The sequence below is a fragment of the Deltaproteobacteria bacterium genome (genome assembly GCA_020848745.1).
Taxonomy (GTDB): domain Bacteria; phylum Desulfobacterota; class Binatia; order UTPRO1; family UTPRO1; genus UTPRO1.
This window is the reverse complement of sequence record JADLHM010000098.1, coordinates 156,884-171,388: the sequence shown is the minus strand read 5'-3', so window position 1 is coordinate 171,388 and position 14,505 is coordinate 156,884. Positions and strand designations below refer to the sequence as shown.

Annotated in this window: 12 protein-coding genes; 3 read left to right on the top strand and 9 right to left on the bottom strand. The window is 66.1% G+C overall.

The annotated features are described in order from the left end of the window. Positions 1 to 44: 44 nt before the first annotated feature. Both IT293_14650 and IT293_14645 read left to right on the top strand, forming a co-directional pair. Complete coding sequence (locus IT293_14650) at positions 45 to 326, top strand: type II toxin-antitoxin system Phd/YefM family antitoxin (protein MCC6765894.1); 282 nt, start codon at positions 45 to 47, stop codon at positions 324 to 326. Continuing rightward, a complete protein-coding gene (locus tag IT293_14645; protein ID MCC6765893.1) occupies positions 319 to 651 on the top strand; it encodes a type II toxin-antitoxin system RelE/ParE family toxin in 333 nt (110 codons plus the stop codon). Before IT293_14650 ends, IT293_14645 begins: the two co-directional genes overlap by 8 nt. Before the next feature lie 9 nt (positions 652 to 660). On the opposite strand, the gene IT293_14640 is transcribed toward IT293_14645, so the two are convergent. From IT293_14640 to IT293_14625, 4 genes are all read right to left on the bottom strand, one after another. Continuing rightward, entirely contained in the window at positions 661 to 810 is a 150-nt protein-coding gene (locus tag IT293_14640; protein ID MCC6765892.1) for a hypothetical protein, read from the bottom strand. A gap of 151 nt (positions 811 to 961) precedes the next feature. Next, positions 962 to 1,123, bottom strand: a complete 162-nt coding sequence (locus IT293_14635) for a hypothetical protein (protein MCC6765891.1) — start codon at positions 1,121 to 1,123, stop codon at positions 962 to 964. A 129-nt stretch (positions 1,124 to 1,252) separates the two neighbouring features. Then, positions 1,253 to 3,295, bottom strand: coding sequence for a hypothetical protein (locus IT293_14630; protein ID MCC6765890.1), 2,043 nt, complete (start codon positions 3,293 to 3,295; stop codon positions 1,253 to 1,255). An 891-nt stretch (positions 3,296 to 4,186) separates the two neighbouring features. Next, on the bottom strand, positions 4,187 to 6,181 hold the full coding sequence (locus tag IT293_14625) for a hypothetical protein (GenBank protein MCC6765889.1): 1,995 nt from the start codon (positions 6,179 to 6,181) through the stop codon (positions 4,187 to 4,189). Between the two features lie 199 nt (positions 6,182 to 6,380). Between IT293_14625 and IT293_14620 the strand changes: the two genes are divergently transcribed. Beyond that, positions 6,381 to 6,593 carry a DUF2283 domain-containing protein gene (locus tag IT293_14620; GenBank protein ID MCC6765888.1) on the top strand — a complete coding sequence of 71 codons (213 nt, stop codon included), beginning with the start codon at positions 6,381 to 6,383 and terminating at the stop codon, positions 6,591 to 6,593. Between the two features lie 29 nt (positions 6,594 to 6,622). Here the strand turns inward: IT293_14620 and IT293_14615 are convergent, their stop codons facing one another. The 5 genes from IT293_14615 to IT293_14595 all read right to left on the bottom strand — a co-directional run bounded on the left by IT293_14615 (position 6,623) and on the right by IT293_14595 (position 14,457). Further along, positions 6,623 to 10,174: a hypothetical protein gene (locus tag IT293_14615; protein ID MCC6765887.1), complete on the bottom strand. Its 3,552-nt coding sequence runs from the start codon at positions 10,172 to 10,174 to the stop codon at positions 6,623 to 6,625. 40 nt (positions 10,175 to 10,214) lie between these two features. After that, positions 10,215 to 12,854 (bottom strand): hypothetical protein, encoded by a 2,640-nt coding sequence (locus tag IT293_14610; GenBank protein MCC6765886.1) that lies wholly within the window; start codon positions 12,852 to 12,854, stop codon positions 10,215 to 10,217. Between the two features lie 233 nt (positions 12,855 to 13,087). Beyond that, positions 13,088 to 13,390 carry a hypothetical protein gene (locus IT293_14605; protein ID MCC6765885.1) on the bottom strand — a complete coding sequence of 101 codons (303 nt, stop codon included), beginning with the start codon at positions 13,388 to 13,390 and terminating at the stop codon, positions 13,088 to 13,090. A 122-nt stretch (positions 13,391 to 13,512) separates the two neighbouring features. Continuing rightward, positions 13,513 to 13,800 carry a hypothetical protein gene (locus IT293_14600; protein MCC6765884.1) on the bottom strand — a complete coding sequence of 96 codons (288 nt, stop codon included), beginning with the start codon at positions 13,798 to 13,800 and terminating at the stop codon, positions 13,513 to 13,515. 63 nt (positions 13,801 to 13,863) lie between these two features. Then, a complete protein-coding gene (locus IT293_14595; GenBank protein ID MCC6765883.1) occupies positions 13,864 to 14,457 on the bottom strand; it encodes a hypothetical protein in 594 nt (197 codons plus the stop codon). Between the last annotated feature and the right edge of the window lie 48 nt (positions 14,458 to 14,505).

Genomic DNA, 14,505 nt, shown 5'->3' with positions numbered 1-14,505 from the left:
GATGAGCGTTGATCGCATCCGAATCCGGGTCTAAGACTGGCCCCATGGACGACACCTCGATCGAGCCGATCACGGTTTTCAAGACCCGGAGCGCGCAACTGGTTCGACGCGCGCGTCAGGAGCGGAAGCCGATTCTCATCACGCAGAACGGCAAAGCCACGGCGGTCTTGCAAGACATCGACAGCTTCCGGGAGCAACGCCAGGCGCTCTTGCTGCTGCGGTTCATGGTGCAGGGCGACCAGGAGCTGAAGAGAGGGAAGGGCGTTTCGGCGGCGCGCGTGACGGCTCGCTTGCGTCGCAAGCTCGCCGAACTGGCGCGTGAGTGAGCTGCGGCGGGTCGAGTGGTCGCCCATTGCGATTACGGATCTCGAAGACATCCTCGAATTCATCGCCAGACGCGAAAGCCCCGAGAGAGCGAGGGACGTCTATGCGGGGATGGCCCGCCGCATCGCCTCTCTTACGACGCATCCCCGGCGCGGTCGCGTCGTGCCGGAGCTGAAGCGCATCGGGGTCACGGCCTATCGCGAGCTGGTCGTCGCTCCATACCGAATCTTCTTCAGGATCGACGGTCCAGTGATTGGAATCGTCGGCGTTCTGGACGGTCGAAGGGACATCGCCGAGGTGCTCGCGATGCGAGGATGGAAGGAATGAATGGCCTGATCAATTCGCCTTGTCGACGAAGCTCACGCCGTCGTTCTTGAGGAAGGGCGCGTCGTAGACGGCTTCCCAGCACATCTCTTGGGCGCCGCCGCCGCGCACGAGCTGCACGCGAATCGGGCCGGCCAACGCGGCGAGCGGGGGCACGTCCAAGAGGACGCCCTTGGCCTTGAAGCTCAGCTTGGTTTTGCCCTCGTCGCCTTGGGCGAGCTTCAGCTGCGCTTATCGGAACCCGACCGTGCAATCGTCACCCAAATGGTGACAGCCTCACGCTGCTGTTGATCATTCATGACGTGAATGATTGTCATTCACGCCCATCAAACCTCTGCCTCGGCTCGATGTGCTCGATGCCGCGCGCCACGACCCAGACGCACTGATCGGCGGTACCAATCCCGTCACGCTCGACGAAGTGCAACGCGAGCCCGCGCTCCTCCGCACCGTCAAGCGCGCGATCGATCGCGTCCATGTTCGTCGTGCCGTAGTCGAGCTCCGCGACGAAGGCGTTGTACGCGCGGCACGGTCGAGAACCGTGTTGCTGGGGTCGCCCAGTTGACCGTCAATTGGGTTCGTCATCGGTATTGAAAGACAAGACGGCTCAGTCCGCTTTGTCCTTGAAGGACACTGCGTCATTGCTGATCGCTGAGGGGAATGTGTACTCCGCTCCGAAGCAGACCCCGCCGCTCGCGGCATGAAGCTGGACCATGATGGGAGACACGAGTGCCGCTAGATTGAGGTCGGGGAGGTACGAACCCTTGCCTTTGATCTGGATCTTGGCTTTGCCGTCCACGCCTTCGGCGATCTGAAGCTGCGTAATCCCGCTCGGCGTCGCGTCCTTGTCTTTGTATTTGTAACCGTTCGGACTATCCTTCCAGCAGTCCTTCCCGGCGCAGATGCCCCCTGCCGACGCGGTAAGTTTCGCCCGTAGACCCGCACCGTCGTAGAGGCAGACGACATAGTTATCCATATGTAGAGGATCCCCAAGCTCCGCCTTCGTCGTTGCCGCACCGGTCAGCCATTTCCACTGAAACGCATCTTTATCGTCAGGGGTCTTGTTCGTGAGTGCAAGGTACGCCTTGCCACTGACGGTCGGCGTCCTACAGACCTGTGGCATCGCAGCACATTCAGTCGTTGCGAAGGTCCAATCACTGGCTGTCGTCGTGAGGACGGTGAGCATTGCGTCGTCCCCGACCAGGGTCCGGTTTGCAACACATGGGTCGGGGACGGCGCTGGGGGCGCCCGTACACGCGGGCACGGCGATCCCATCCTTGAACACAACGATCGTCGTCTCGTCCTGACCGCTGGGAATGATCGCGCCGTCCAAGCGAAAAACCAAGCTCAGCGGCGCCCCGACGCTCGCAGGTGGCGCCATGATCTGCACCTCTTCACCAAGGAGCGCAAATCCGGGTGGGGACGAGGTCTGCGATTCGCGCTCGGTGATGTCGATCGATCCTGGGTTCGGTGAGGTTACGGAGCTTTCTACTACGTCGTTCGCAGTCGCTCCATCGCCTTCGTTGTCCGTAGTGATGGTGGCGTTCGCCCCGACCACCCCGCTCGCGACGTCGTTGGTCTCATAGCGTGCGAACCCGAAGTTCTCGCCACCTGCCAGACCGGCCGCTACCAGTTTGTCGTCGTCTTGCAGGAGAAGGGCATTGGCGTACGCCTGCGATCCCGACGCGGTCGTCACGGTTCCGCCGCTGCCGAACGTGCCGTCGAGCGTACCGTCGGAGTTGTAGCGTACGAGCGCGAACTGAAGCACACCACTGACCTCGGCCAAACCACCCGCGATCAGCTTGCCGTCGCTCTGCGTGACGACCGCATTGGCACCTGCCGCCGACCCTATCGCGGTCGTCACGGTCCCGCCGCTGCCAAAATTCCCGTCGAGCGTGCCGTCGGGGTTGTACCGTGCAAGTGCGAACTCGTTCGTTGGGCCTACCGAGGCGTAACCCGCCGCAACCAGTTTGCCGTTGCTTTGGAGCACGAGCCCCAAAACACCCGCGTAAGATCCGAAGCTGGTTGTCACGATTCCGCCGCTGCCGAAGGTGCCGTCCAGCGTGCCGTCGGCATCGTAGCGCACGAGCGCAAAGGCGAGACCGTCGGAGGAGCGTCCGGCGGCGACGAGCTTGCCGTCGTTTTGCAGGACGAGCGCGAAAGCGGTCTGGGGCCCAACTGTCGTCACTGTGCCGCCGCTGCCGAACGTGCCGTCGAGGGTGCCGTTGGGATTGTAGCGCGCGAGCGCCATGTTGCTGCCGGACCCCCCAGCTACCACGAGCTTGCCGTCATTCTGCTGCACAATTGGAAATGCTCCACTATCTGTACCACCAATCACGGTTGTCGCTTTACCGCCGCTCCCGAACGTGCCGTCAAGGGTCCCATTGGTGTTGAAGCGCATGACGACGATGGGTCCGGGCGAAGGCGCGTAGTCAGTGCCTGCCACGACCAGCTTTCCGTCGCTTTGCAAGACAATCCCATGCCCTTCCATGTACGACCCGAATGTCGTTGTGACGGTGCCTCCGGATCCGAAACTGCCATCGAGCGTCCCATTGGTGTTGTAGCGAGCGAGCGCGAACTCCTGATCGGCTCCTACGTATGTGTACCCAGCCGCTACGAGCTTGCCGTCGTTTTGAATGACGAGGTCCACAATTCCGGAGAATGACCCGAGAACGGTCGTTACTTTCCCGCCGGTACCAAACGACAAATCCAGATCGCCTGGGTTCGCCGCGACCAGCGTGGGCCACCCCAAGAGCGCCAGAACACTCGCCCTGACGACACACCGTCTGGCTCCACGCCCCAGACGGATGAGGTTACAGACAACTTCGTCCATCACGCGTGCGCACGGTCCCATCGGTAGTCCTCCTCGCGTTGTGGTGACGCGGACTCATCCCGAGCGAAAAAGGGGGTCGAAATCCGCGTGAGAGTATTCAGCTTGAATCAACGCCCCCTTCGCGTTCGTCGTCGTGACATCCTCAGGCGCTGCCGTGAGCCGCGCCCGCACCAACCGATTCTCTTGCGCCGTCTTCCGTATTCGTCGCACCTGCTTCATGGGTGTGACCTCCTTGATGAGACATCGTTCCTCGCGAGAACGTCTCACCGTTGTGGGAGGTCACCACCCACTTTTCAACTGAGTCTGGCACTCACCCCTCCACCACTTGACCAACACGACCGCGACTCCGCACCGGCGGAAGCATCTTGACGGATGTCGGAATACTTGCCCTTGTCTCGCGCCGCCCAGCATTTGCGAAGCACCTTGGATCCCTGTGCGTGGTACTTCTGCATGGCCTGCACGAGCGCCTTCTGGCACGCACCGATCCCCTTACTGCCGGACGGGAGCACGAGGTCAGTCCATACCGAGTTGCCCAAAAGCTCGATGCCGGTGCGTTGGGTCTGCCGGAGACGACGGCATGTCGTCATTCGGGCTTCGCGCGGTCGTCGACGGGATTGGAAGGTCATGTTGCGATTCTCCGCGCTCTGGTGTCGTGGCGACTTCGTCTGCGGACGAACTCGAGGAACTGCCGATCAGCCCTCACAACGATCACGGCCACGCGCTCGCGACGGGCACGAGCGGCGTGCGCGCCCACGCGCTGCGCGTCGCGGCGTCCGCCGCGGTGAGCCCCGGCGCGTCGTAGTACAGCACGCGGATGCCGTTCAGGTAGTTGCCGAGCCCAAAAGGCTCGGTGTCCGCGATGCCGCCGTCGACGTAGGCGCCGCTCGCGCCGAACGACGACGTGTCGTCGCCGGTGCAATTCATCGAGCTCGCGTCGTCGCGGTAGAAGGACGTCAGCGTGACGGTGAGATTCGTTTCGACCCAGCCCGCGACCACGAGCGAGCCTTGCGGGCCGGTGACGAGCTCCCAATCGAGCTCACCCGGCGTCACCACGTCCGGCGTGCCGTCGATGGTGACGCCGCTCGGGTTGTTGTCGTTCGCGTAGGTCATGCCGGACGCAGCCGCGCTGTAGTCGTGGAAGACCATGATCGAGGGGATACCGTGCACGCGCAGGAAGCTCGTCTCGTCCTCCCGGCCGCGATAGTAGAGGTGCTGGCGTTGCGAGCGCGGCCCGCTGTTGGCGCCGACATAGGAACGGATGGCGCGCACGGGCCCGGCACGGTTCGCGACGAACGCGCCTTCGATGTCGGTCGAGCCGTCGCGGCCGGTGAACGAGTCCTCCGTTCGGAAGCAGTTGTCGGGCCAGAACTGCGTCTTGTGGCGGTCGAGGATGTCGACGCCGGTCGCGCCTCCCTTGACGATGTGCAGCTCGTCTTGCACCCAGCGGTCGATGAAGTGACGCGCGTAGACGTCGGTCGTGATGGTGGTGTCCTCGGGGTTCGGATCGGTCGTGAGGTTGTACGTCGTGAGATACGGCCCCGAGAGCAGGTCGAAATCGTAGGTCACGTACTGCTCGCCGGCCGAGGGATCGAGCGCGCCGGTTTGCTGGAAGAGGTAGACGTATCCGGTTCCGCAGCTCAGGGGGTCGACGATCGTGAGCTCGAGGCCGGTACCGGCGACGACGTCCGCCGGCGCGGGCGCCATGCCCGCCCTCGCCGCTCCCGCGTCGGCCGCCATGAAGACGATCTCGTCGTCGGCGTCGATGGTCGCGTCGGGATCGGGTCCCGTGAAGGTCCCGGCGTCCGTGTAGTCGAGCCGGGTGAAGCCGCCGCCGCAGTTGCCACCGCACCAGGGGCTGCCCCCGGCGTGGTCGTAGACGTCATCGAAGCTGACGACAGCGCGCTCGTCCACCTGCACGGGCACCTGTTCCCATCCGCCGTCGTAGCGGAAGGCCACGAGGTCGGCCGGCGCGATACCGTTCAGGCTCGCGATGTCGGCGCCGGTGAGCACGACGGGATCCTCGGGCCGCGCGAGCGCGCCCGCCGGATCGAGGATGCAAGCCTGGGTGTCGATGAAGACGTCGGCGGCGGCCTTGAGCGTCGTGCCCTGGGTGCCGGGGTTCGCGCAGTCACCGGCGGCGGCGCCCTTGTCGAGGCAGCCCTTGAGGCCATCGACGAGCTTCGCCGCGGTCTTGGCCGTACACCCGCCCGGCGCGTTGTCGACGGTGCCGGTCTTGCCGGCGGCCTTCGCGTAGCAGCCGGTGATGCCGGCGACGTACTTCCCGACGCACTTGTTCTTCGCGGCGTCGCACTTGCTGCCGCCCGGGGTGGACCCGACCACCGTTGCGACGGTGCCCCCGTACGCGAGCGTCCGGGCCGCGAACCCGGCGCCGTTCCCGGTGCCGCCGGTGCAGGACGGGTACTTCGTATCGAGCTTCGCGAAACCGTCCGTCAGCTTGGCGCTCGCCTTGGTCACGCACTCGCCGGCGAGCGGGTCGTCCTTCGCCGCCGCCTTGCTCTGGCACCCCGTCTGCGCGGCGGCGTCCTTGCCGAGCGTCTTGATTTTGCCCGCGAGGCATTTGTCGACGGTGAAGGTCGCCCGGTAGGCGTGCGCGCGCGGCGCGATGATCGCCGTTGCGAGCAGCATCACGGCAGCGAGGCGGCAGATGGTGACGCTCATCGTGTTCCTATTCATCTTGTTCATGTCCGAAGAGCCTTTCCTCGATCCGTTTCGTCATTGAATCGTGCGCCATCGTTCTCATCCAGTGTGACGGACTTTCGATTCCAGGCAGACTGGAACGGGAAGTGGTATGGCATGAAGCAGGTGCGGCCGATCTTCGTCGACGAGGCAGATGCGATCGTCGTCGTGACCGTGTACGTCTACTTCTTCTGAAGGAGCCATCGTGAAGATCACCTACGACCACGCCGTCGACGCGCTCTACATCCGCTTCAAGGACACCCCCGTCACGACGCAGCATCTCGCCGATGGCATCGCCGCCGACTACGACGCGGATGGGCATCTTGCGGGGATCGAGATCCTGGATGCCGCCAAACGCCTCGGCGACCCCGGGGTCTTCAAGGACGTGATCCTCGAGGAGGTATCTGTCGAGCGGTAGCATTCGCGTAGGCCTCGTTCCTCGAATCCTCAATCCGCCTTGGCCGCGAACGCAGCTGGATCGTTCTTGCTTGGGCTGCTGTATGTCGCGCCCCAGCAGGTGCCGTTCGAGGCGCGGAGCTGTACCGTGACCGGTGGCGTGATGGCGAGGGGTATCGGCAGCGCAAGGCCTCCGCCCTTCCCCTTCAGCTGGATCTTCGCCTTTCCAGCGGGGACGCCGGCCTTCAGCTGCAACTGCTGCACGCCGTCGGCGACGCCCGCCTTGTCCTTGTAGCTGAAACTCCCGGACTTGGCGGCCCAGCACGCCTTCCCGGCACAGGTGCCGGCGGACGGCACGGCCAAACGTAGATACAGGTCACCCGCATCGTAGACGCAGAGCGTGTAGTCGGTGATCGCCGTCGGATCGCCGAAATCGCCGCCGCTCGTCGCCGCGCCCTTCAGCCACTTCCATTGCAGCTGATCCTTGGCCGCATCGGCCGCGTTCTTGATTTGGAACGACGCCTTACCGCTCTGGATCGGTATCCGACAGTCGAGACGTGGAGCCGACCCGCAGACATCGACCGCGAAGGTCCAAGTGCTCGCCGCCGAGGTCAGCACGACGATCTCGATGTCCTCGCCGTTCGCGTGCAGGCCGCGGCTGGTCACGCAAGGATCGGGCGACGCTTCCCCGGCGGGACCGGTGCAGGCGAGCACCTCCGCGCCGTTGCGGAAGACCGGAATGTTCGCGGGCGTCAGGCCCGGCGCTAGCGACGGATCGATGGTGAAGGCGAAGCGTAGCGGTGCTGCGGCGGTCGACGGCGGCGCGGTGATGATCAGCTCCTGGCCGAGGAGCCCGAAGCCCGCACCACCAGTGCCGCTCGTCGGTTGACGCGTGATGCTGACGGTCCCGCCGGTCGGCGTCGTGACCCCGGTCTCCAGCGGATCGAGCGCGGTGGCCCCGTTCCCTTCGACGTCGCTGCTCACCGTACCCGCGGGCACGGCGGTATCCGTCGCGGTCTTCGGCGTCAGCGTGCAGTTGGCCTCACAGCCGTCTGCGTCGCCGTCGTCGGCGTCGCCCGCGTCGCATTGCTCGTTCCCGACCCGGAGGCCGTCGCCGCAGACCGCGGCGCAGACGCTCGGCGAACCGGGACAAGTCCAGCCCGGCTCGACCGTGCACGTTCCCGTGCAACCGTCGAGACTCCCGAGATCGCCGTCGTCGCAGGCTTCCCCCGCATCGAGGGTCCCGTTGCCGCAGATCGCAATGCACACCGACGGCGTCCCCGAGCAGGACCAGCCCGTCTCGACGTGACAGCCGGCCGAGCAACCGTTGCCGTCCGTCGTTCCGCCGTCGTCGCACTCTTCCAGGCACCCCGGCGAGATGTTGCCGTCACCACACAGGGAAGACGTACCGACGCACTGACCCACGACGCACTGATCGCTTGTCGTGCACGCGCTGCCGTCACTGCACGGGCCGCCATTTTGCGGCGCCGGCTCGCAAACATCCTGCGCCTCGTTGCACTCACCAGTCGCACACGTCCCCGAGGTCGCGGAACAGTCGCGCGGTCCGCCCGCCACACAAGCCGCCGAGGAGCACGTGTCGCTCGCCGTACAAAACAAGCCGTCCTCGCACGGACTCCCGTTGGCCTCGTCGGCGCACGACGGCGCACAGCAATCGCCGGTGAAGCCGTTGCCGTCGTCGCACGCTTCCCCGGGGTCGAGGAGACCGTCCTGACACACGGGAACCAGGCGCAGAACACCCGAGCCCGAGGTGGCGACGAAGAGCCGACCTCCCGGCGCATCGACCACCATGTCCAGCGCATGCGCACCCTCGAGCTCGTGTCGACTGGTCACGAAGCTCCCGCTGACGAGCCGCGCCACGACGACGGCGGTATCGGCGGCAGCGTACAGGCGATCGGGTGCGGCCGGATCGACCCACAGCGACCCCACGGTTCCCCCGCCCACGCTGAAGGCGAGGCTCCATATCGCGCCTCCATCACTGGTTCGGAAGACCGCGTTACCGCTTCCGGCGTACACCACGTTCGGTTGGGTCGGGTCGGGTGCGACGGCGAAAGAATCCCCCACGAACGCGGTAGGAGACCATGTCACGCCGCCGTCGACGGTCTTCTGCACGCCCGAGGAGCCATTGAAGACGGCTGCGTAGATCGTATTGGCGTCGATCACGGCGATGTCTTCGACGATGCCCGTTGGCGGAGCGATGTTCTGCGACGTCGCGCCACCATCCACGCTGCGCACGAGGGCGCCGCCATACCCGTAGAGCCCGCCCGGAGCGAGCTCGACCCGACGCCCGCCGAGATTGATTGGCCCCCAGGTCAGACCACCGTCGGTGGACTTGTTGGTGGCTCCCCATCCCGAAGCGTAAAGAGTGTCGCTGTCGTTGGGATCGATCGCGATGTCCCAGAAGACGTCGTCGGTGAGGCCACCGATCGGAAGGCGCTGCCACGTCACACCCTCGTCCGACGTTCGGTACAGTCCCCTCGCCGCCTCGCTGGCTGCGTACAGAATCGACGGGTTCGAGGGATCCAACGCCACACCCCTGGCGATCCACGGCGGCCCTTCGAGCCCCCATGACGCGCCGGCATCGTCGGTGATGGCGACGCCGAAGTTGTTGAGGCCAGCGATGAGACGCGCGGGATTGCCGGGCTCGAGCGCGATGGTGAACACGTAGCTTCCGTCGAAAACGAGGTTCCAGGAGTTGCCCCCATCGATGCTCTTCGCGACGCCGTCGTACCCGGCGACATAGACGGTGGTACCGACGGTCGGGTCGATCGCGATCGCCTTGACGATCCGGCCCGCGACCCCGGATCCCGTCAGCACCCAGCTCGACGCGCCATTACCCGATACGTAGACCCGGCCATCCGCCGTGCCCGCGTAGAGATGGGTGGGATCCGTCGCGTCCACGGCGACGGAAATCAGTTGGGTCGTCGCGACGCCGGTGTTCGCGGCGGTCCAATTCGCACCGCCATCGATGGACTTGATGATCCCGTTGTCGCCGGTCGCCGCGTACAGGACGGACGCGTTCATCGGATCGACGGCAACGCCGTAGATATACCCGATGTTGGACGCCTGAAGACTCCAGGTGGCGCCACCGTCGAGGCTGCGCCTGATGCCCCCGGTTCCACTTCCGAGACTGACGTACATCGTCCCTGGGCTCGACGGGGCCGCCGCCAACACGCGACACCCGGACACGCCGGCGTATTGCCACGTCGTTCCGCCGTTCGTCGATCGGTAAACGCTGCCATTGGCGGCAATGTCCGCCGCTACGCAAGCCACCATGACGCCCGGATTGCCGCTGTCGAACACGATCGAGAGGAAGACGCGTGCAGAGGACGCCTCCCAAGGGCCATCCACCCGAGTCCAATTGACGCCGGCGTTCGTGCTCTTGAAGAGACCATCGACTTCGGGACCGATGTAGATGGTGTCGGTATCGGCCGGGTCGAATGCGATGGACAGCACGCTACCGCTTGGTGGTCCATCGCCCTCCCAGACACCTCCCACAGCGATCGATGGCACCAGCATCGCGAGATACGCGAACGACAACACGACGACCAGAGCAGGAGCATTCGGGGTACGACGTTCGGTCATCGACTTCTCCCACGAGCAAGTGAACGTAGTTTGCGCACCCTCAGTCCGCCTTGTCCTTGAACGTGACCCCGTCGTTCTTGATGACCGGCGGGAACGAATACGTCGCCCCGAAGCAGACGCCGCCGCTCGCGGGCTTGAGCTGCACGGTCAACGGCGACGTCAGCGTCGAGAGATCCACGTCGGGCAGGTCGAGACCCTTGCCCTTCACCTGGATCTTCGCCTTGCCGGCGGCGCCTTCGCTGAGCTGGAGCTGCGTGATGCCGCTCGGCGTCGCCGCCTTGTCCTTGTACTGGTAGCCCTTCGGCTTCTCGGCCCAGCACGGCTTGGTCGGGCACACATCACCGGCCGGAGCAGTGAGCGTCGCGAGGAGACCCGTGCCGTCGTAGAGGCAGAGCACGTAGTCGTCGGTGGTCACGGGGTCGCCGAAGTCGGCCTTGCTCGTCGCGGAGCCGGCGGACCACTTCCACTGCAACTGATCCTTCTCGTCGGGCGTCTTGTCCGTGATCGCGAGGAATGCTTTGCCGCCGACGATGGGCGTCCGGCAGATCTCGGGCGCCGCCGCGCAGAGCGGGACGGTCGTCGGAGTGACGGTCGGCGTCGCGGTCGCGAGCGGCGTCGGCGTGACGGTGCCCGTCGGGGTCGGCGTCGGCGGCTCGGGCGTGCTCGTGATCGTCGCGGTCGGGGTTGCGACCGGGGTCGGCGTGACGGTGACGGTCGGGGTCGCGGTCGCCGTGGGCGTCGTCGTCGCGCTCACCGTAGGCGTCGGGTCGACCGGCGTCGCAGTCGTGGTCGGCGTCGGCGTGACCGTCGCCGTCGCGGTCACGGTCGGCGTCGGCGTCCCGACCTCCGGGCCTATCACGTCCCAATCGCTCGCCGCCGACGTGTACACACCGAGCTGGATGTCGTCGCCGGCGGACGTACGCTGGAAGACGCATGGATTCGGGCTGATCGGCGCCGGCGGCACGGCCGAGCAATCGGCGACCGTGACGCCGTTTCGCCGCACCACCACGGTTGCCGGCGTCTGACCCACGGCCGCGCTCGAGTCGACGCGGAAGGCCAGCGTCAGCGGATCGCTCACCGAGCCCGCCGGCGCCGTGATCTGCACCAGGTTGCCGAGCACCGTGAAGCCGGGAGGCGGCGCGCCTTGCGGCGTCGTCTCGAGAACGGTCACCTCGCCGCCGGCGCCGCCGGCGGGCGTCGTGACGGCGGTCTCTACGGGATCGGCGGCCGTCGCGCCGTCGCCCTCGCCCGTGTCGGTGCTCACTTCCGTCGCCGGCCCGACGTTCTGGATCTGGACCTCGTCGGCATAGGTCATCGTGCCGTTCAGGCTCATGCGCGCGAGACCGGGAAGTCCGACGACGTTGTTCACCGCCGACGCGCCCATCGCGCTCAGACAGAAGAGGCTGCCGAGGTTCGTCGGGGTCGAGGCGTTGCCCGAGCGCGCCGTCGCAGTGCCCGATACGGAGATCGACGAGCCGACGGCGCCGCCGCCCGTGTAGCATCGCTGGTTCGCGGCGATGCAGGTTCCCGTCAGCGGACAATCGGCGGGGCCGAGACACCCGCGATACTGCTCCGGCGCGGCGCACCGGGTTTCGATGGGGCCGATGACGCATTCGCCCTCGCCATCGACCGGCGCCGTGTCGATGCAGTCCGACCCGGGCGTGCTCGTATCGTCGTCGCATCGGTCCGGTTTCGCCGGCTCGCCGGGTCTCGCACAAGAGCCACCCGGGCATGCGCTGGGGGTGGTGCACGCCGCACCGTTGTTGGAACCACTGAGGCAACGTCTGCCGCCGCAGATCGGGCCGATCGGCCCGGCCGGATCGGGACAGTCGGCGTTGCTCGAGCAAGGCTCCGCATTCCCGTTGTTGCACGTATCGCAGTGACAGTACGCGCCGGGCTTCCCCGTGCACACCGGGCTCGCGGTCGAAAGCGTGCGCGAAGCGCCCGCCGTCGCGGCGACGACGGTCGGCGGCATCGTCCCCATGAGGTCGAATGCGCTCGGCGGACAATCGAAGCTCGTGCTGCCGAAATCGGGAATCGGCGAGGTCGCATTGGCATCGCAGGCGAGACCGTTCCGAGCGCCGCCGTTGCACGTCCCAGCGAGCACGTTGTCGTTCGGTGTGGCATCACCGACGCACTTCGGACAGGGCTGCGTCGTGCTGATGGCGGTGTAGATCTTCGAGCTCAGCCCGATCGACGCCGCGAGCGCTCCCGACTCGATGTTCACCGTACCGCTCACGCTGCCGTTCACCTCGTTCACGACGCACGCGCCGACACCGGCGCCCGCGATGGGATTCGGCGGCGTTGCGTAGAACCGGCACACACCGCCGCCGCCCGTACACGGCGTGTCGTCCGTGCACTTGATCGAGGTGTCGTTGCTGCACCGTCGATTGCTGCCGCCGGCGTTCGTGATCAGGCTGGTGATCGCGCACTCACCGCAGCTGCCGAGCGTGCTTCCCGCGCAGCCGCTGATCCCCATGCGGAGCGACCACCCAATGACCGGCAGGTCGTGCAAGCTTGCCGTCCAACCAGCGTCGAGCGTGCTCGTATTGTCCGCCTGGTAGACGAGGGCGCCGGGACATCCGGTTGCAGCCTCCGTATTGGGCAGACACATGCTGAGACTCAGCGCGATCACGACACAGCTGAGCACCGCACACGAAACGATACGCCTGACGGACATGTCTTCCTCCAGAAACGGCATGGATTCTCTATCGACGCGTGTGGGCGGGGGCATCGAGTGGCCCAAGTCGTCGCGTGGACGTTACAGCCGTGACGGCGATCTTTCGTCACTCATCTGGTGACGGCCGGGGCTATAACGCGGAGAATTCATGTCTCGCCGTCATGGCTCGGGCTAACCGATGTCATCTCGGTACGAGTCGCCTCGTCGAACGCCCAGCTTGGCGTTCTTCCGCCTCAGAGCCGAGGCAGGACGTCGAAGCCTTCCCGTCGGGCGGCATCGCCCAGGCGGCCGTCGAGCGTGACGAACGCCAAGACATCCGGCCGTTCGTCACAGGCCACCAACGCGGCAGCGAGCTGCAGCGCATCGGCGGCGCGGAGAGGATGCACGGCGAGAAGGCGTCGCGCCCGTCGATCGACGTGGGCAGCGTCTTCCACCGTGGTCCAGACCTTCTCGAGCACGGCCAGACTCATTTCGGCCGACACGCGAACGGCCTCGTCGATCTCGCCAGCCCGTCGACGATGCCAGAGTGCGGACACGACTTCGGTGCCAGCGAGTCGCCACGCGAGGATCGCGGAATCCTCATCCAGGAGCGAACGGACGCTGCCGCTCGCCGGCTCGTAGAGCAGCAGGGGAACGAGCGCCGAGCTATCCCAGAATCTCACCGGCCCTCGCGCCGCTCTTCGAGCAACGCTTCCACGACGCTCGTGCGGGCGCGGGGCAAGCGACGCGTCACGAAGTCCTTCGGAAGGCTTCCGGTCCCGCGACGGACGATGCCCTTGCGTTCCAAGTCGTCGAGGATGCCGTCGAGCTCGTCGCTGCCGCTCGCCGTGCCTTGCCCGATCGGCACCAGCTCGGCGACGGCACGATCGCGATCGAACACGCGGACGACACCTCCCCGTCGCACGTAGTGGAGATAGCGGCTCAGGTTGTTCTTTAGCTCGGACACCTTGGCCTGCTTCACATGGCCATGGTGGCCTCTAGTGCCGACGGGGTCAAATCTTGTCCGCCGCTACCCGAGTCGCAACGCCGCCGGCCCACTCAGCACTGCACGAATGAGCGCGCTCTGACTCGCCACCTCCACCTTGGAGTACACCCGTTTCAGGTGCGTACGGACGGTGTTCGTGCTGCTGCCAACCTCGGCCGCGATGCTCGCAACCGAGTGGCCGCGGACGAGCAGGGCCGCGATCCTCGCCTCCGCGCGCGTCAGGCGGTGCAGCGTGCGTAGGGTGGTTTCACAGACGGACACCGCGACGTCCGGCTGGTGGAGAAAGAGCACGAACCCGCTTGCGCTCGCCCCCGATCGTCCGTGCGTATCGGCGACCAGCACCGTCAGCTTCGGCCGGGGCGAATCGCGCGAAACGTGCATCGCGCCGCGCACGTGGAGGCCCTCGGCCGTCGCGCTCGGGCAGGCGTCCTCGAAGAAGCGCGCGAGCGCCATGGCATCCTGGCGGCGCGCCGCGACGATCCTGCCGCTCCTCAGCTCCAGGCCCTCACCCTCGGCGAGGATGCGCCGCGCCAGGCCATTGGCCGCTCGCAGGCGCCCCTCGACATCCAGCGTCACCACGCCCATCGGAAAGAGATCCAGCAACCGCCCGTCCGGCATCGCGCTCAGAGACCATGGCCGGGAGATCGGAGCGTCACCCATCTGGTG